This is a genomic window from Pseudomonas sp. CJQ_9 (assembly GCF_043106615.1).
Classification (GTDB): domain Bacteria; phylum Pseudomonadota; class Gammaproteobacteria; order Pseudomonadales; family Pseudomonadaceae; genus Aquipseudomonas; species Aquipseudomonas juntendi.
This window is the reverse complement of sequence record NZ_JBICMS010000054.1, coordinates 14,013-32,546: the sequence shown is the minus strand read 5'-3', so window position 1 is coordinate 32,546 and position 18,534 is coordinate 14,013. Positions and strand designations below refer to the sequence as shown.

General features: G+C 64.8%; 14 protein-coding genes and 1 pseudogene. 4 read left to right on the top strand and 11 right to left on the bottom strand.

The annotated features are described in order from the left end of the window. Positions 1-181 precede the first annotated feature (181 nt). Positions 182-5,083 (top strand): alpha-2-macroglobulin, encoded by a 4,902-nt coding sequence (locus ACF8SD_RS09355; protein WP_392484299.1) that lies wholly within the window; start codon positions 182-184, stop codon positions 5,081-5,083. A gap of 133 nt (positions 5,084-5,216) precedes the next feature. Here the strand turns inward: ACF8SD_RS09355 and ACF8SD_RS09350 are convergent, their stop codons facing one another. Further along, a complete protein-coding gene (locus ACF8SD_RS09350) occupies positions 5,217-5,510 on the bottom strand; it encodes a hypothetical protein (RefSeq protein ID WP_009685776.1) in 294 nt (97 codons plus the stop codon). A gap of 77 nt (positions 5,511-5,587) precedes the next feature. Between ACF8SD_RS09350 and pbpC the strand changes: the two genes are divergently transcribed. Further along, on the top strand, positions 5,588-7,942 hold the full coding sequence (gene pbpC, locus ACF8SD_RS09345) for a peptidoglycan glycosyltransferase PbpC (RefSeq protein WP_392484298.1): 2,355 nt from the start codon (positions 5,588-5,590) through the stop codon (positions 7,940-7,942). 54 nt (positions 7,943-7,996) lie between these two features. Here the strand turns inward: pbpC and ACF8SD_RS09340 are convergent, their stop codons facing one another. The 8 genes from ACF8SD_RS09340 to ACF8SD_RS09305 all read right to left on the bottom strand — a co-directional run bounded on the left by ACF8SD_RS09340 (position 7,997) and on the right by ACF8SD_RS09305 (position 14,127). Then, positions 7,997-8,779: a response regulator transcription factor gene (locus tag ACF8SD_RS09340; protein WP_392484297.1), complete on the bottom strand. Its 783-nt coding sequence runs from the start codon at positions 8,777-8,779 to the stop codon at positions 7,997-7,999. Between the two features lie 114 nt (positions 8,780-8,893). Then, positions 8,894-9,364, bottom strand: a complete 471-nt coding sequence (locus ACF8SD_RS09335; protein ID WP_173887489.1) for a prepilin peptidase — start codon at positions 9,362-9,364, stop codon at positions 8,894-8,896. 180 nt (positions 9,365-9,544) lie between these two features. Then, the gene (locus ACF8SD_RS09330) at positions 9,545-10,114 is read right to left on the bottom strand and encodes a DUF4136 domain-containing protein (protein ID WP_173887490.1); all 570 of its coding nucleotides are present in this window, start codon (positions 10,112-10,114) and stop codon (positions 9,545-9,547) included. 19 nt (positions 10,115-10,133) lie between these two features. Next, positions 10,134-10,757, bottom strand: coding sequence for a DUF4136 domain-containing protein (locus tag ACF8SD_RS09325; RefSeq protein ID WP_173887491.1), 624 nt, complete (start codon positions 10,755-10,757; stop codon positions 10,134-10,136). Positions 10,758-10,778: 21 nt separating this feature from the next. Then, positions 10,779-11,528: a methyltransferase domain-containing protein gene (locus ACF8SD_RS09320; protein ID WP_392484296.1), complete on the bottom strand. Its 750-nt coding sequence runs from the start codon at positions 11,526-11,528 to the stop codon at positions 10,779-10,781. After that, the gene (locus tag ACF8SD_RS09315) at positions 11,525-11,830 is read right to left on the bottom strand and encodes a MazG-like family protein (RefSeq protein WP_009685784.1); all 306 of its coding nucleotides are present in this window, start codon (positions 11,828-11,830) and stop codon (positions 11,525-11,527) included. Before ACF8SD_RS09315 ends, ACF8SD_RS09320 begins: the two co-directional genes overlap by 4 nt. Before the next feature lie 90 nt (positions 11,831-11,920). After that, on the bottom strand, positions 11,921-12,772 hold the full coding sequence (locus tag ACF8SD_RS09310; protein WP_392484295.1) for a MaoC family dehydratase: 852 nt from the start codon (positions 12,770-12,772) through the stop codon (positions 11,921-11,923). A gap of 2 nt (positions 12,773-12,774) precedes the next feature. Further along, positions 12,775-14,127, bottom strand: coding sequence for a 3-oxoacyl-ACP reductase (locus tag ACF8SD_RS09305; RefSeq protein WP_392484294.1), 1,353 nt, complete (start codon positions 14,125-14,127; stop codon positions 12,775-12,777). A gap of 118 nt (positions 14,128-14,245) precedes the next feature. Between ACF8SD_RS09305 and ACF8SD_RS09300 the strand changes: the two genes are divergently transcribed. Further along, entirely contained in the window at positions 14,246-15,523 is a 1,278-nt protein-coding gene (locus tag ACF8SD_RS09300) for an acetyl-CoA C-acetyltransferase (protein ID WP_173887494.1), read from the top strand. Between the two features lie 108 nt (positions 15,524-15,631). Next, the gene (locus ACF8SD_RS09295; RefSeq protein ID WP_173887495.1) at positions 15,632-16,411 is read left to right on the top strand and encodes a helix-turn-helix transcriptional regulator; all 780 of its coding nucleotides are present in this window, start codon (positions 15,632-15,634) and stop codon (positions 16,409-16,411) included. 73 nt (positions 16,412-16,484) lie between these two features. Here ACF8SD_RS09295 and ACF8SD_RS09290 read toward each other — a convergent pair whose 3' ends face one another. Beyond that, positions 16,485-17,213, bottom strand: a complete 729-nt coding sequence (locus tag ACF8SD_RS09290) for a methyl-accepting chemotaxis protein (protein ID WP_392484334.1) — start codon at positions 17,211-17,213, stop codon at positions 16,485-16,487. Positions 17,214-17,342: 129 nt separating this feature from the next. Further along, positions 17,343-18,272: pseudogene (locus ACF8SD_RS09285) on the bottom strand (cache domain-containing protein); the annotation flags it as partial. Positions 18,273-18,534 lie beyond the last annotated feature (262 nt).

Here is an 18,534-nt window from a genome sequence, read left to right as displayed (position 1 = left end):
GGCTGCTGCGCAGCCCAATCGCGACACAAGGCCGCTCCCACATTGATCGGCATACGCAGGCCTTTGTGGGCTATTCTGAATGGGCACAGTGTAACGGCCAGGCAAGCAAACCGCGCGAACATGATTCCGGCCAGCTATAATTGCGGCCCTTAAGTACCCGCTGCCAAAGAGTTCCTACTCCATGTTCAACAAAGGATTGTTGCTGGCCTGCGCGCTGGCCTTGCTCAGTGCCTGTGACTCTTCCACGCCGGACAAACCGGCGCCGGCCGAGAAGCCGGCAGCCACCGCGCCCGCCGAGGCCCCCGCTGCCAAACGCGAAGACCCTGCCGTGCTCGCCAAGCGCTATGCGGGCCGCGAGCTGACTGTGCTCGACGTTTCCGAAGTGCAGCTCGACGGCGCCGCGACGCTGTCGATCAGCTTCTCTGCCCCGCTGGATGCCAAGCAGGACTTCGCCACCAAAGTGCACCTGGTCGATACCGTCAAAGGCAAGCTCGATGGCGCCTGGGAGCTCTCCGACAACCAGATGGAGCTGCGCCTGCGCCACCTCGAACCCCAGCGCAAGCTGGTGCTGACCGTGGACAAAGGCCTGCTGGCGGTGAACGGCGAGCAACTGGCCAGTGAGTCGGTGACCCGCCTGGAAACCCGCGACATGCAGCCGACAATCGGCTTCGCCAGCCGCGGTTCGCTGCTGCCCACACGCCTGGCAGAGGGCCTGCCGGTCATCGCCCTGAACGTCGACAAAGTCGATGTCGAGTTCTTCCGGGTCAAGCCGGAGATGCTCTCCAACTTCCTGGCCAGCTGGGGGCGCAACAGCAGCCTGTACTACTACCAGTCCAAGGAAACCCTGGACATGGCCGAACTGGTCTACAGTGGCCGCTTCGACCTGAACCCGGCACGCAACACGCGCGAGACCGTGCTGCTGCCCATCGCTGGTATCAAGCCGCTGCAGGCGCCTGGCGTGTACCTGGCGGTGATGCGTGCCTCCGGCACCTACGATTACTCGCAGCCGGCCACCCTGTTCACCCTTAGCGACATTGGTGTTTCCGCGCACCGCTACCGTGACCGCCTGGACGTATTTGCCCAGGCGTTGGAAGGCGGCAAGGCCATGAGCGGCGTCAACCTGGAAATCCATGACGACAAGGGCAAGCTGCTGGCCCAGGCCGCCACCGATGGCAAGGGCCACGCCCAGTTGCCGATCACGCCCAAGGCCGACACCCTCATCGCCACCCAGGGTGTGCACACCACGCTGCTGCGCTTGAACACTGCCGCGCTGGACCTCGCCGAGTTCGACATCACCGGGCCCCAGGCCAACCCCTTGCAGTTGTTCATCTTCGGCCCGCGCGACCTGTATCGCCCAGGCGAAACGGTGCTGCTCAACGGCCTGCTGCGTGACCAGGACGGCAAGCCCGTCAAGGCCCAACCGGTGAACGTGGAAGTGCGCCGCCCGGATGAACAGGTCAGCCGCAAGTTCGTCTGGGAGGCCGATGCCAATGGCCTGTTCCAGTACCAGTTGCAGCTGGCCAGCGAGGCCCCTACCGGTCGCTGGCAACTGCTGCTCGACCTCGGCGGTGGGCGCCAGCAGGTCTACGAATTCCTGGTTGAAGATTTCCTGCCCGAGCGCCTTGCGCTGGAGCTCAAGGGCAGCAGCGAGCCACTGTCACCGGATGAAAACGCGCGTATCCAGGTCACTGGCCGTTACCTGTACGGCGCTCCGGCGGCCGGCAACCGCCTGAGTGGCCAAGCCTACGTGCGCCCCTTGCGCGAGGCGGTGTCAGCGTTGCCGGGTTACCAGTTCGGCTCGGTCACCGAAACCGAACTGAACCAGGACCTGGAGCTGGATGAAGTCACCCTCGACCAGGCGGGCAAGGCCGTGGTCGATATCGAAAGCCGCTGGGCCGAAGCCCGCTCGCCGTTGCAACTGACCGTGCAGGCCAGCTTGCAGGAGTCCGGCGGCCGGCCGATCACCCGGCGCCTGGAACAGCCGATCTGGCCGGGCGAGCGCCTGCCAGGCTTGCGCGGCCTGTTTGACGGTGAGGAAACCGATAGCGACGGGCCGGTGGAGTTCGAGGTACTGGTGGCCGACCACGACGGCAACAAGCTGGCGGCCAACGACCTCAAGGTGCGCCTGGTGCGTGAGCGCCGTGATTACTACTGGAACTACTCGCAAAGCGATGGCTGGAGCTATGCCTACAACGAGAAGTTCCTGACCCAGAGCGAAGAGACGGTCAGCGTCAAGGCCGGCTCCACGGCCAAGCTGAGCTTTCAGGTGGAATGGGGCCCTTACCGGGTCGAGGTGGAAGACCCGCAGACCGGCTTGGTATCCAGCGAGCGCTTCTGGGCCGGTTACCGTGCCCAGGACAACGCCGAAGGCGGTGCCGTGCGCCCCGACCAGGTCAAGCTGGCGCTGGACAAGCCGGCCTATGCTGATGGCGCCACGGCCAAAGTCACCGTGACCCCGCCGGCTGCGGGCAGCGGTTACCTGATGATCGAGTCCAGTGACGGCCCGCTGTGGTGGCAGGAAATCGACGTGCCCGCCGAGGGCAAGACGTTCGACGTGCAGCTGGACAAGGCCTGGGCCCGCCACGACCTGTACATCAGTGCGCTGGTAATCCGCCCTGGTGAGCGCAAGGCCAATGCCACGCCCAAGCGTTCGGTCGGTGTGCTGCACCTGCCGCTGGACCGCGCCGGCCGCAAGCTGGCGGTGAGCCTGCAAGCCCCCGAGAAAATGCGCCCCAAACAGCCGCTGACGGTGAACGTCAAGGCCGCCAACGCCGACGGTAGTGTGCCGCGGCAAGTGCATGTGCTGGTGTCGGCAGTGGACGTAGGTATCCTCAATATCACCGACTTCAAGACCCCTGACCCGTTCGCTAGCCTGTTCGGGCGCAAGGCCTACGGTGCCGACCAACTGGACATCTACGGCCAGTTGATCGAGGCCGGGCAAGGCCGCCTGGCCAGCCTGGCATTCGGCGGTGACGCGGCCATGGCCAAGGGGGGCAAGCGCCCCAACACCACGGTGACCATCGTCGCCCAGCAAAGCGTGCCGGTTACCCTGGATGACAACGGCCAGGGCCAGGTAACGGTCGATATCCCCGACTTCAATGGTGAACTGCGCCTGATGGCCCAAGCCTGGACCGACGACCACTTCGGCATGGCCGAAGGCAAGACGGTAGTCGCTGCGCCGCTGATCGCCGAGCTGTCGGCACCGCGTTTCCTCGCTGGCGGCGACCGCACCAACCTGGCCCTGGATGTGGCCAACCTATCGGGCCGGGCCCAGCAGTTGCAGGTCGAAGTCAGCAGCGAAGGGCAACTGAGCCTTACCGCCAATGCCTTGCACACCGTGGCCCTGGCCGAAGGCCAGCGCTCGACGCTGCTGATTCCAGTGCAGGCCCAGGGCGGCCTGGGGCAGGGCAAGGTCCGGGTGCGTGTCACCGGGTTGCAACTGCCCAACGAGCCAAGCACCGCCTTCGAGCGCGAGTGGGCGCTGGGCGTGCGCCCTGCCTACCCGGCGATGCTCAAGCACTACCGCGTGGCCTTGAAGGACCAGCCATGGACGCTGCCCGAAGCAGACCTGGCCGCCTTTGAACCGGCGGGCCTGGAGGCCAGCCTGGCCTTGTCGAGCCGGCCACCGCTCAACCTGGCCGAGCAGATCCGCGCGCTGGAGGCGTACCCGTACGGTTGCCTGGAGCAGACCACCAGCGGCCTTTACCCGTCGTTGTATGCCGATGCCCAAAGCCTCAAGCGCCTGGGCATCAAGGGTGAGCCGACAGATGTGCGCAAGCGCAAGATCGAAATGGGGATCGAGCACCTGCTGGGCATGCAGCGCTACAACGGCAGCTTTGGCCTGTGGAGTTCGGACAGTGAGGAGGAATACTGGCTGACCGCCTATGTCACCGACTTCCTCCTGCGGGCCCGCGACCAAGGTTATGGGGTACCGGCCGAAGCGCTGAAGAAGGCCAGCGAGCGCCTGCTGCGCTACCTGCAGGAGCGCAACCTGATCGAGGTCGACTACAGCGAAAACGCCGAACATACCCGCTTCGCCGTGCAGGCCTATGCCGCATTGGTGCTCTCGCGCAGCCAGCAAGCGCCGCTGGGCGCGTTACGCGGTTTGTTCGAGCGCCGGGCCGATGCCCGCTCTGGCCTGCCGCTGGTGCAACTGGCGGTGGCGCTGGACAAGATGGGCGACAAACCGCGTGCCCAGCAAGCCCTGCAAGCCGGGCTTGGCATCAGCCGCAGCAAGGGGTGGATGGCTGACTATGGCAGCCCGCTGCGTGATCAGGCGCTGATCCTGGCGCTGCTGCAGGAAAGCAACCTGGCCACCAACCAGGTCGACCAGCGTCTGTTTGCCCTGTCGGATGAGCTGGCGGCCAACCGCTGGCTGTCGACCCAGGAGCGAAATGCCTTGTTCCTCGCCGGCCGTGGCCTGCTGGGCAAGCCCGAGGGTCAGTGGCAGGCGCGCCTGGACAGTGCCGGCGAAGTGCGCGAATTGAACAACGCCGAGTCTGGCATGAAGCTGGAGGGCCCGCTGCTGGCCTCGCCGCTGAGCGTGCAGAATGAAGGCAGCGCGACGCTGTACCAGCAACTGACATTGTCTGGCTACCCACGCCAGGCACCTGCCGCCGGCGGTAACGGCATGCAGATCCGCCGCGAATACCTGGGCATGAATGGCCAACCCCTGGACCTGCACAACCTGCGCAGTGGCGATCTGGTCCTGGTGCACCTGGCGCTCAAGGCCCAGGACCGCGTGCCCGATGCGCTGGTAGTGGACCTGCTGCCGGCTGGCCTGGAGCTGGAGAACCAGAACCTGGCGCAAAGTGCCGCCAGCCTGGACAACGCCAGCAGTGCGGTGAAGGAATGGCGCGAATCGATGCAGAACGCCAGCGTGGTGCATCAGGAGTACCGTGACGACCGCTATGTGGCGGCGCTCAAGCTCGACGGTTATGGCACCACGCACCTGTTGTACCTGGCGCGGGCGGTGACCCCGGGCACCTACCGCGTACCGCCGCCGCAGGTTGAGTCGATGTATCGGCCGAACCTGCAGGCGGTGGGTGATGGGCAAGGCGAGATGACGGTAAAAGCCCGCTAGGCTTGTGCTGCTGTTACCGACCTCATGCTGGCAAGCCAGGTGCTGCACTTGGCTTCAATGCCGCTGCGCTCACCGTGGCAGCCGGCTTGCCGGCGGGCAGCCGTGCGACCTCCCGGGCGGCCCCCGGGATGGCTCAGTGGATCACCCAGCTCATTACCCACAACCCCAGCACCAACCAGATGATCCCAAGGATGATCGACGCACGCATGAATGCGCGGATGGCCGAGTACAGCAGCATCAGGCCGATGATCAGGGCCAGGATGCTGACCAGCGAGGTGTCCATGCCCAAGGTGCGCGCCAGGCCGTCGATGAAATTGCCACCGGCATTGGCCAACAGGTTGAACAGCCCGCTCAATGCGTCGACGATGAAGCGAATCAACGATCCCAGTGCCTGGCCCAGCCACTCGAAAAAACCTTCTACATGCATAGTTGCTTCCTGATAAACGAGTCGGCGAGTTTGCCGTCCCAAAGCCTTTGGCCATCACCTGGCCAGGTCGGTTCCCGATGCCAAGCTTAGCGCGGCCACGCAGCCGTGCGGGCAGGTTGTTGCACGCCGTGCTGATCGGCCTGCTGTTGCTGGCTGGCCTGTTGTGGCTGGCAGACCGCATCTGGCCCCTGCCCATGCCGGGTGACGACCTGGCGCGGGTAGTGCTGGCCGAAGATGGCACACCGTTATGGCGGTTTGCCGATACTGATGGCGTGTGGCGTTACCCGGTCAGCCCTGATGAGGTTTCACCGCTGTATCTGCAGGCGTTGTTGACCTACGAAGACCGCTGGTTCTATCACCACCCCGGGGTCAACCCGCTGGCGCTGGCCCGTGCTGCCTGGCTGAACCTGCGCGGTGGGCGAGTGGTGTCGGGCGGCAGCACGCTGTCGATGCAGGTGGCCCGCCTGCTCGACCCGCACGACCGCACCCTGGCTGGCAAATTGCGGCAGCTGTGGCGCACGTTGCAACTGGAATGGCACCTGTCCAAGCGCGAGATCCTGCAAATCTACCTGAACCGCGCGCCGTTCGGCGGTACCTTGCAGGGGGTGGCCGCAGCCAGTTGGGCCTACCTGGGCAAGTCGCCGCGGCACCTGACCCCGGCCGAAGCCGCGTTGCTGGCGGTGTTGCCGCAGGCACCCAGCCGCCTGCGCCCCGACCGCCACCCCGAGCGGGCACAGCGCGCACGCGACAAGGTACTGCAGCGCCTGGCGGAGTATCAGGTGTGGCCGGCACGGCAAATTCGTGAAGCGGCCGAAGAACCGCTGGTGCTGGCCCCACGGCAGGAGCCAGCGCTGGCGCCATTGCTGGCGCGGCGCTTGAACAGCGCCAGTAGCCCACCGCTGATCCGCACCACGCTCGATGCAGCCTTGCAACGGCGCCTCGAAGACTTGCTACTGGGCTGGCGCGCACGCCTGCCAGAGCGCACCTCTGCCGCCATTCTGGTGGTCGAAGCACAGACCATGGCCGTGCGTGCCTACCTGGGGTCGATCGACCTGGCCGACGAGCGCCGCTTTGGCCATGTCGACATGGTGCGTTCGCTGCGCTCGCCCGGCTCTACGCTCAAGCCTTTCCTGTACGGTATGGCATTGGACGACGGCCTGATCCATTCCGAATCGCTGCTGCAGGATGTACCGCGACGCTACGGCGACTACCGGCCGGGCAATTTCTCCATGGGTTTCAGCGGACCGGTGTCGGCCAGCTCGGCGTTGGCGCTGTCGCTGAACCTGCCGGCCGTGCAGCTGCTGGAAGCCTACGGCCCCAAGCGTTTTGCCGCGCAACTGCGGATGGCGGGTATGCCACTGGCACTGCCGCCTTTGGCAGAGCCCAACCTGTCGCTGGTCCTGGGCGGCGCCGGTAGCCGCCTGGAAGACCTGGTGGGCGGCTATGCCGCGTTTGCCCGGGGCGGCAACACCGCGCAGGTCCGCCTGCAGCCGCAGGACCCGCTGGTCGAGCGGCGTCTGTTGTCGCCGGGTGCAGCGTGGATCGTGCGGCGTATTCTCAGCGGCCAGGCACGCCCCGACCGCGACCCGCATGCCGAACTGGTGCAGCGCCCGCAACTGGCCTGGAAGACCGGCACCAGCTATGGCTTTCGGGATGCCTGGTCGATTGGCGTGGGCCCGCGCTACCTGATTGGTGTGTGGATCGGTCGCCCAGACGGTACGCCGGTAGCGGGGCAGTTCGGCCTGGCGTCGGCCGCCCCCCTGATGTTGCAGGTGCACGACCTGTTGAGCAATCGCGACAGCCAGCGGGGTATCAGCGTGCCAGTCTTGCCGGTGCCCGCCAGTGTCGGCGTGGCCGCGATCTGTTGGCCGCTTGGCCAGCCCATGGCCAGGCAGGACAGTAACTGCCGGCGCCAGCGGTTTGCCTGGACCTTGGACGGCACCACGCCGCCAACCTTGCAGGCCGCCGACCAGCCGCTGGGCCTGGGCTTGCGCGAGACGGTGTGGGTCAACCCGCATGGCTTGCGTGTGGATGGGAGTTGCCCAGGCGCCACGGCCCGCGATATTGCCCTGTGGCCGGCACCGCTGGAGCCTTGGCTACCGCGGATGGAGCGGCGTGCCGCACGGTTGCCGGCCATCGACCCAAACTGCCCGCCACAGGTACCGGCCAGCGCACCACCGCTGTCGATCGTGGGGGTGCGCCCGGGCGACAATCTGCGCCGGCCGGCCACCAGCAGCGAGCCTTTGCAGTTGCATGTTTCGGCCCTGGGTGGCGGCGGCCGGCGTTGGTGGTTCCTCAATGGCCAGCCGCTGGGGGAGACCCTAGGGCAGGACAGCCTGCTGCTGCGTTTGCCCCAGGTTGGCCAGGCCGAACTCAGCGCCCTTGATGAAAGCGGTGAGACCGCCCGGGTGGTGTTTCAGGTCAGTGAGTAGGTGCCCGACGGCAATGTGGGGCGGTAATACGCCCCGGATACAGCAGACCGCCGGTCAGTGGGTAGTGAAGCGTTGATGCACTGGCGATGAGCTGGGCGTCAGCGCCAGCGCCAATTGGGTACGGTTATGCATATGCGTCAACCGCAGCACCTGGGACACGTACAGTTTGACGGTGTTCTCGGTGATCCCCAGTTCACAGGCAATCTGGTAATTGGTCTTGCCCTTGCTCACCAGCCGCGCGACCTCCAACTGGCGGGGCGACAGTTTCTCGAACGCTGCGGGTAGCTCGCTCTCGCTCTCTTCACCATCCGTGGCACGCCGGTGGGCGCCTTGGCCGCGGGCTTTCTCCAGCTCCTGATACAGCTCGTCCACAGACTCGGCCAAGTCTTGCAAACGCTGGTTCAAGCCGCCCAGGTTGCGGAAGTTGCGCTGGCGCTCGAGCAAAGCCTGCTCCTGCCGGCGCACGCCTTCGAGCAGTTCCTCAAGGTCCATGGGTTTCTGGTAATAGTCGGCAAAACCTGCGCGCAGCGCGCGGATCACGTCCTGTTTTTCCCCCCGGCCGGTCAGCATGATGGCCTCGAACATGCGTTGGCTGCCGTCGATCTCCTTCAAGGCGCGCACCAATTCAATGCCGTCCCGCTCGGGCATGTCCAGGTCGCAGATGATAAGGCCGACTGCGGGGTCCGCCGTGTAACGCTCGATGGCTTCGTCGGTGGAATAGGCGGGTACGCAGGCATAGCCCACGGTTTCAAGGTATTCACACAGCTGCTCGACAATGACCGCTTGGTCGTCGACCACCAATACCTTCACTTCACTTACTGGTTTGGACACGATCAACTCCCTGTTCCTATACGGCCCTGCTCCCGGGCCAGACGCTCTGGCAATGTACAAGGTAGTCGCACACGGCGATTCTGTACAAACCCTGTACACATTGTCCGACCGCAGGCATCGCTATTGGATCCATACGGCTGTCAGGAGAAAGCCGGCGAGCACATAGGGGACGAACGCCTGCTTGTCGCCCATCTCCTCGGTCAGGGCTTGCAGGCGCTTCTTGAGCTTGGGGTTGAGCAGCAGCCATAAACGCCGACGGGCAAGCAGCCAGATCAGCACGCTGACCCCAGCGCCAATGAACGTGCCAAGCACGTATTGCGTGCCGCTGGCCAGGGCCAGGGCGCCCATCAGCTTGACATCATCGGCGCCGAAGTGGCCGTACATATAGCCTGGCAGGGTCAACAGCATGACGATGGCCAGCGCCCATCCGGCATCGCTGGCATCGGCGCCCATCCAGCTATGGCCAGTGGCGAACAGCCAGAGCAGGGCACAGCTGGCCACACCCAGGGTGAGCAGGTTGGAGATCTGGCGTTGACGCACATCCTGTTCGGAGCACAAGGCAAGCCACAGCAGCAGAACGATGCTTTGCATTGGCAGGTCGCCCTTCCTAAAAGTTGAACACTTCTACCCGGTCAGTCAGGTTTCCTTGACTGAAGATAGACCGGAACGTGCGCAGAAGTAGGCCTTGCAACCGAAAAAGGCGTGGTCGGAACGGATTTTGTCGTAGCTGTCATCGGGGGCTGCGCTTGAGCCCCCGGCTGCTTTTGAAGGTTATTTCCGGCTACCCGGCGGGTAATGGCCCAGCACCTTGGCCACGGTGTTTTGAATGGCGCTGTTCCGCTCTTCAGGGCCCGGGGGGTAGTTGTTCATGATCTGCTCGGCACTGCCGCGCCAGACCAGCTTGCCGTCACGGCCATCGAAAAGATCGACCTGAATGGTGGCCACCTTGTAATCGACGCTGCGGGTTTCGTTGTACATGGGGCCACCCCAGTACCCGCCCCAATAACCACCCCAACCCCCGCCGTAATTGGTGGTGATCTGTTGCTGGCGCTGCTCGACGATCAGGTACGTGCGTACGGTCAGGTCTGGCCGCGCGCCGCCCTGCACCGGGCGCAGGCCGCGCTGGTCGAGCTGCTCGGCCACTGCCGTACGGATGCGCTGTTCGGTCAGGTCGCTCTTGATGCGAGGGTCATCCGGGCGGTACTGCAAACCTGGCTCCTGCCATGCCCAGCTGCGGTAGGCGGCAAAGTCGCGGCTGGCATCGAAATCCTGCTGAACGTTATTGCTTGAGCAGGCTGCCAATACCAGCGCGAATGACAGTAGAACGAGACGGCGCAACATGATGTTTCTCCGTTGGCTATTAACTGGGAGGATAGCCGCTGAGCGCCTTGTGCACAGCATCGCGCACGGCGTTTTCGCGTTCGCGTGACGAGTCCTTGTCGCTGCCGCTTTCGGCGCTGGCGCTCCATACCGGTTGGCCGGTACGCGCGTCGTACAGGTCGATGCGCACCACCATCACCTGCACCTCGTAGGTACGCACCACTGGCACGCTGGCATAGCCACCGTAGCCATGGCGGTAACCGCCATAGCCTACGCTGCCGTAGGGGTAAGGGTCATAGGTGTCGTAATCGCGCACTTGCCGCAAGCGCCTCTCAAGGCGCATGTCGGCGCTTACCAGCAAGTCGCCGGGGCCGCCCCGCGCCGGGCGCAGGCCATGCTGGTCGAGGGCACCACCAACGGCATCGGCCAGGGGCGCTGGGTCGGCCCCCGCCGAGCCACTGGGCAACCGGCCGTTACGCCAGCTCCAGCTGCGGTAGCGCCCGTAGTCCCGTACCGGTGCCGGGTAGGCACTGGCATCGAAGGTAGCGGCCGCCTGGGCCGGCGCCGGGGGCAACGGCCGGCTGCTGGCAACATACGGATTGGGGCTCTGGCAGCCAGCCAGGGCCAGCGGCAGCAGGGCCAGGTACAACAGACGGTATGGCATGTATTCCTCCCGGCAGGCCGCTCAGCGAGGGCGGCAGACCCAGTGCAGGTAGCGCCCGAGCCCGGCGAACCCAGGGTGGCGGCGGTAGGCCAGCTCCATTTCCAGCAGGTCGAGCAGTTCAGCCTTGGCCTGGAACTCCTTGGGCATGTAGTCGTGGAACACCCGCACACCGCTTTCACTTTGCACCTGCCACAAGGGTTCAAGGTGCGCCTTGAGCTCGCGTGGATCAAGCGGTTTCTGAGGGGTCAGGCTCTGCTTTTCACCTTCCAGGCGGTTGCTGCGCAGCTTGCGGAAATGGCCTTTGAGCAAGTTGCGGTAGACCAGGGCGTCGCGGTTGTAGAACGCCAGCGACAACCAGCCACCCGTGGCGGTGAGCTGGTGCAGCACGGGCAGGATGCTCTCGGGTTCGGCCAGCCATTCCAGCACGGCGTGGCACAGCACCAGGTCGTAGGGCTCGTTCAATTGGCCGAGCAGGTCTTGCCAGGGGGCCTGGACGAAGGTGGCCGTCTGGCCGGCTTCGGCAAAACGGGCCCGGGCGCCGTCGAGCATGGGCGCAGCTGGTTCTGCCAGGGTCACCTGGTGGCCACGTTCGGCCAGCCACAAGGCCATGTGACCCAGGCCGGCGCCGATATCCAGAACACGCAACGGGCGATCGGGCAGCGCCTCGGCCACGTCGGCCTGCAAAACGGCTAGGCGGATCGCGCCCTTGGCGCCGCCGTAGATCTTTTCCGCGAAGCGGGTGGCCAGTTCATCGAAATGACGGTCGTTCATCGAGCGAAACGCCTCTCGCTGTCGGCCAGCTTGGCCCGCACCACTTGGTCCATGTCCAGGCCCAGCTCACTGCACAACAGCAACAGGTAGAGCACCACGTCACCGACTTCCTGCCCGGCGTGGGCCAATTTGTCGGCAGGCAGCTGGCGCGATTCGTCTTCGCTCAGCCACTGAAAAATCTCGACCAGCTCGGCCATTTCGACGCTGGCCGCCATGGCCAGGTTCTTCGGGCTATGAAAGCCACGCCAGTCGTTGTTGTCACGGATCTGGTGCAGGCGTTGGGTAAGCTCTTGCAGGTTCATCGGGGGTCTCCAAATGCTGCATAGCTTCTGCCCTGGTCCGATGCAAAGCAAGGGGGCGCGCGTTGCGGCCCCAGGGGCCGGCAATGAGCCCTAGAGCTGATCCCAGCGGCCGAGCAGATGCAGCATGCCCCCATGCCCATCCAGCCGCAGCACCCCCTCAGGCCCCGCCTCACTGGCACTGAGCACCACCTCGGAGGGCAACCTGACCGGCTTGCGGAAAGCCACCTCGAAGGCATAGCCGCTGTGCGGCAGGTGCCCGTGCAATGCGGCCAGTGCCATGGCCTTTGTCCACATGCCATGGGCAATGGCCGTGGGAAAGCCGAACAACCGTGCACTCACCGCACTCAGGTGGATAGGGTTGTAGTCCCCGCACACCTTGGCATAACGCCGGCCGATGTTACTGTCGGCATACCAGCGGGTGGCCTCGGGCAAGCGAGGCGGTTCGTCGTCGGCACGCGCGTCGGCCTGGCCATCCAGCTTCAGCCCGCGTACCAGCATACGGCTGGTTTCACGCCACAGCAGGCCGATGCCATCCTCGGCTTCGGTCACCAGGTCGAAGGTGCCACCTTTGTCATGCGCCTGCAGGTTGTGCGCATACACCGCAAAGCGCAGCCCTTCGATAGCGCCCAGTGGCCGCAGCACTTCGATGCGATTTTGCAGGTGCACCAGCCCCAGCAGCGGGAAGGGAAAGTCACGGGCGGTCATCAGCTGCAATTGCAGCGCAAAAGCCATGACGTGTGGATAAGTGGCCGGCAGGCGGCCATCGTCGGGGAAGTGGCAAAGCCGCCGGTAGGCGTCCAGGTTGGCCGGCTCAACCTGAAGGAAGCAGCGCAGGCCATCGTCGGGCAGGTGCTCACCGCTGATCGTGCGCTTGCTGGCGGCACGCAGGTACAGGCTGGGGCGGGCAGCCGGGCTATGCAGGTCGTGCCATTGTCGGCTCATGGTCAGGCCCCCATCAGTGCCTGGCCGCAAACACGCAGCACCTGGCCGTTGACCGCCCCCGAGCCCGGCTGGCTGAGCCAGGCAATGACCTCGGCCACGTCCTGTGGGCGACCGCCCTGAGCCAGCGAACTCAAGCGTCGCCCGGCTTCGCGCAGGCCCATGGGCATGGTGGCGGTCATGTGGGTTTCGATGAAGCCGGGGGCCACGGCGTTGATGCTCGCGCCCCGCTCGGCGAGCCTCGGCGCCCAGGCCTGAGCCAGGCCGATCAGCCCGGCCTTGCTGGCGGCATAGTTGGCCTGGCCGCGGTTGCCGGCAATGCCGCTGACCGAGGCCAGCAAGGTTATGCGCGCGTGTTCACCCAAGGCGCCACTGTCAAACAGCGCCTGGGTCAGCACCTGTGGTGCCTTCAGGTTGACCGCGAGCACAGCATCCCAGTAGTCCGGGGTCATGTTGGCCAAGGTCTTGTCGCGCGTGATGCCAGCATTGTGCACAACGATGTCTATTGAGTCGGGCAGGGCAGCCAGCAGTTGTGCGGCGGCATCGCTGGCGCAGATGTCCAGCGCCAGGGCCTTGCCGCCAAGCCGAGCAGCGAGTGCATCGAGTTCCCGGCTGGCCTGTGGCACATCCAGCAGCAGAACGTCGGCACCGTCACGTGCCAAGGTTTGCGCAATGGCCGCGCCGATACCGCGCGCGGCGCCGGTAACCAGTGCACGGCGGCCAGCCAATGGGCGGGTCCAGTCCTCGACCTGGCTGGCGCAAGCTTCAAGGCGCAGCACCTGGCCGGAGATGAACGCGCTCTTGGGCGAGAGGAAGAAGCGCAGGGCACCTTCCAGTTGGTCTTCAGCGCCGGGGCCGGCGTACAGCAACTGAGCGGTTGCGCCATTGCGCAGCTCCTTGGCCAGCGAGCGGCTGAAGCCCTCCAGGGCGCGCTGGGCGATACTGGCCAGCGGGTTGTCGAGGCTTTCCGGTGGCCGGCCCAGCAGCACGACGTGGGCGCACGGGCCCAGGCTGCGCAGCAGCGGCTGGAAAAATTCGCGCAACTGCTTCAGCTCATCGCTGTCGGACAAGTGACTGGCGTCGAACACCACGGCTTGGATTTTCGGCCCCAGGCCAGCGACCCAAGGCTCGCCCTGCAGGTGGTCGGCATTGAAACGGTATATGTTATCGGTAAGGCGTGCGGCGAAGGCTTCGACCTGGCCTGCCAGGGAGCCGCCACCCAGTACCAACGTCCCCTCCACCGGGCGCAAGCGGCCAGCCTGCCAGCGCTCCAGTGGTGCAGGGCGTGGCAGGCCCAGGGCATCCACCAGGCGGCGGCCAAGTTTGGAGTTGGCAAAACCGAGGTAGCGATCGCTCATGAGTAGGTCTCCGCAAAGGCAAGCTTGAAAGTGTGGACCAAGTTTGTGGCATGGTCGTTCGACCAGGGTAAGAACACCCAGGCAGTACGGTTCAATTTGTTTCAGGAGGAACAGGCATATGCGTTCACTTCGCCGGGTCGCGATCTTGGGCGGCAACCGAATTCCCTTTGCCCGCTCAAATGGGGCCTACGCCACCGCCAGCAACCAGGCGATGCTGACCGCGGCCCTCGAAGGGCTGATCGAGCGCTATCGCCTGCATGGGCTGCGCTTGGGTGAGGTGGTCGCTGGCGCGGTGCTCAAGCAGTCCCGCGACATGAACCTGACCCGCGAATGTGTGCTGGGTTCGCGGCTTTCGCCGCAAACCCCTGCCTACGACCTGCAGCAAGCTTGCGGCACCGGCCTGGAGGCCGCGCTGCTGGTGGCCAACAAGATTGCGCTGGGGCAGATCGACAGCGGCATTGCCGGTGGCGTGGACACCACGTCGGATGCGCCGATTGCGGTCAACGAAGGCCTGCGTCATATCCTGCTGCAAGCCAACCGTGGCAAAAACCTGGGCGAACGGCTCAAGCCTTTTCTGCAGTTGCGCCCGCACCATCTGCGCCCTGAGTTGCCACGCAACGGCGAGCCGCGCACCGGGTTGTCGATGGGCGAGCATTGCGAACGTATGGCCCAGGCCTGGAAGATTGACCGTGCCGCCCAGGACGAGTTGGCGTTGCTCAGCCACCAGCGGCTGGCGGCGGCCTATGCCGAAGGTTGGCACGATGACCTGCTGACACCGTTCCTGTCGCTGATGCGCGACAACAACCTGCGCGCAGACCTGACATTGGAGCAGTTGGCCAAGCTCAAGCCGGCCTTCGACCGCAGTGGCCAGGGTACGTTGACAGCAGGCAATTCCACGCCCTTGACCGATGGTGCGTCGCTGGTGCTGCTGGCCAGTGAAGAGTGGGCCGCGCAACAGGGGTTACCGGTGCTGGCGCACTTGGTCGATGGTGAAACCGCAGCGGTGGACTTCGTCACTGGCCGCGAGGGGCTGCTGATGGCGCCGGTCTATGCAGTGCCACGCTTGCTGGCACGCAATGGCCTGACGTTGCAGGACTTTGACTACTACGAAATCCACGAAGCCTTTGCTGCCCAGGTGCTGTGTACGCTCAAGGCCTGGGAAGACGCGGGCTACTGCCGTGAGCGGCTGGGGCTGGATGCGCCGTTGGGGGCTATCGACCGCAGCAAGCTCAACGTCAAGGGCAGTTCGCTGGCTGCCGGGCACCCGTTTGCCGCCACCGGCGGGCGCATACTGGCCAACCTGGCAAAATTGCTGGCAACGGCGGGGAAGGGGCGCGGCCTGATTTCCATTTGTGCGGCGGGCGGGCAAGGGGTCACGGTCATCGTCGAGCGGTGAAGAACCGCCGTCTGTTTGGCAGGCATCCCCGCGCAGCAGGCGGCAGATATCCCGCAGGCGTTGGCGGTAACTGTTAGGCTTGTCTGGTCAGAACTAACAGAAGCCGCCATGCCGATCATCGGACAGCCCCGTCCCATTCCTGAACTCAAGCACTTGCCCAGGCCACTGTACGCACGTGCCGAAAGCCTGGGCGCCGGTTCCTGGACCACACGCCACCAGCACGACTGGGTACAGTTTTCCTACGCTATCAGCGGCGTGCTCGGTGTTTATACCGACGCAGGGAGCTACTTTGCGCCACCGCAGTGGGGGGTGTGGATCCCGGCTGACGCCGAGCATGCGGTGGTGACCTCGATGCAGGCCGAGATGCGCAGCCTGTATGTGCGCCGGGACGCCTGCCCCTGGGCTGCCCCGCAGTGTCGGGTACTGGAGGTGACGCCGCTGGCGCGTGAGTTGATCAAGCAGTTCTGCCTGTACCCAGCCGATTACCCAGAGGGCGACAGTGCGCAGGCGCGGCTGGTGGCGGTGCTGCTCGACCAGTTACGAACCCTGCCGGAAGTCGGCTTTTCCTTGCCGTTGCCGCGCCACCCGGGTTTGCTGGCGCTGTGCAATGGCTTGATTGCAGCACCCGACCAGGCGCAGACCTTGCAGCAATGGGCGCGGCAACTGGGGTGTTCCGAAAAAACGCTGATGCGCCTGTTCCAGCGTGAAACCGGCTTGAGCTTTCGCAACTGGCGCCAGCGCATGCGCTTGCTGTCGTCGCTGGCGTTGCTGGAGGCGGGGGAGAGCGTGACCGAGGCGGCGCTGGGTTGTGGGTATGATTCCACATCCGCGTACATTGCGGCGTTCAAGCAGCTGTTTGGGGCAACGCCGGGGGAGTTGAGGCTTTGACCAGGGGTTACCGGTGCTGGCCTATGTGTAGCTGAAGCCGCCCCGGTACGGAGCGGCATTCACCGGCGCCTGATCAGGTGCGGAACCTGCGCACCAGTACGTCCAGTTCATTGGACAACCCGGCCAGGCTTTCCGAATCCTGGCGTGCTGCCTGGGCCAGCTCGGCCACCAACTGCGCATCCCCATGAATCTGGCTGATGTGGCGGTTGATATCTTCGGCTACCTGGTGCTGTTCCTCGGCTGCGGTTGCAATCTGCGTGTTCATGTCACGGATCACGTCTACCGACTCGCGGATCTGCCCGAAGCTGTCGCGGGCCAGGCCGATACGGCTGACCGATTGCTGCGATACTTCCAGGCTGGCATGCATCTGCGCAGCCACCTCGGAGGTGCGGCTGGCTAGGTTGCCCAGCAAGCCATCGATTTCTGCAGTGGAGTCGGCCGTGCGCTTGGCCAGCGCCCGCACTTCATCGGCCACCACGGCAAAGCCACGGCCTTGCTCGCCGGCCCGCGCGGCCTCGATGGCGGCGTTCAGGGCCAGCAGGTTGGTCTGCTCGGCAATCGAGCGAATGGTGCCGAGGATCGACTGGATGGCGTTGCTGTCACGCTCCAGTTGCTGGATCGACTGCGCCGACTGCTCGATTTCCTGGCTCAGGCGGTCGACGCTGTTTACCGCCGCATCGATCTGCTGCTGACCTTCACGGGCCTGTTGCTGGCCGCTGTCCGCAGACTGGGCCGCCTGGCTGCACGAGCGCGCCACTTCGTTGGCGGTGGCAACCATTTCGTGGAAGGCGGTGGACACCATGTCCACGGCCTCGCGCTGGCGGCCTGCAGCTTCGGCCATGTTGCTGGAAACCTGGGTCGAGCTGTGCGAAGTGCTGAGGATCTGGCTGGCTGCCGCACCGATGTGCTGGATCAGGCTACGAATGGCACCGAGGAACTGGTTGAACCAGTTGGCCAGCTGAGCGGTTTCGTCGCGGCCGCGAATTTCCAGGCTGCGGGTCAGGTCGCCCTCGCCCTGGGCAATGTCTTCCAGCCCATTGGTGACGCTGTTGATCGGGCGCACGATCAGTTTGGCGAAGGCGGCGCCGACCACGGCGAACAGGGTGGCCAGGACCAAGGCGACCACACCGATGAGCCAAGTCAGGCGGGTGGTGGTCTGCATCACTTCGCCTTGCTCGATCAGGCCGATGAAGGTCCAGCCCAGGCGCTCGTCGGGGTAGACGTTGGCCATGTAGCGCACACCATTGAGCTCCACTTCGGCCAGGCCCTTGCCGGCCTGGGCCAACTCGGCATAGCCGTCGCCAAAACTGGCCAGTTGCTTGAAGTTGTGGCCGGCGTCGCGCGGGTCGACCATCACGTTGCCGTTGCTTTCCACCAGCATCAGGTAGCCGCTCTCGCCCAGCTTGATCTGCTTGACGATCTCGGTCAGGCCTTTGAGCGAAACGTCGATGTTGACCACACCGCCGGGGTTGCCCAACTGGTTGGCTACCGTGCGCACGGTACTGATGAGCACCGCGTCATCGGCGGCCCAGTAATAGGCGCCGGTGCGCACGGTCTTGCCAGGGTTGGCCATGGCCAACTGGTACCACGGCCGTGTGCGTGGGTCGTAGTTGACGAACTTCTGCCCTGCTGGCCAGCCGACGTAACCGCCGTCATTGACGCCGTAGGACACGTAGGCATAGTTGGGGTGCGAATCTGCCAGGCGGGTGAAGAAGTCCAGCACTTGCTTGTCCTGATCGCCCAGCTCGTAGGACGGGTTGGCACTCAGGAACTTGTTCAGGTTGCTGCCTGTGGCGGCCACCATCGGTTGCGCGGCCAGGTACTCGACGTTCTGGTTGATGCCCTGGAAGAAGATGTTCATCGCGTTGCTGACCTGGCGGATTTCCCGGCTACTGCCGTCAAGGAATCCATCGCGGGCTTCGCCACGCAGGTTAAGGACCACCAGGGTGGCCACCAGCACGATGGGCAAACCGGCGATGACCGCGAATGCCCAGGTCAGTTTCTGTTTGATGCTCATCGACGCTCCCGGAATTGTTGTAGTCGACACACGAGGCAGGTAACCAGTGCATCGGCAGCAACCGGGTTTTATGTAGCCGAAGCGCCCGTATTTATTGGATAAAGTC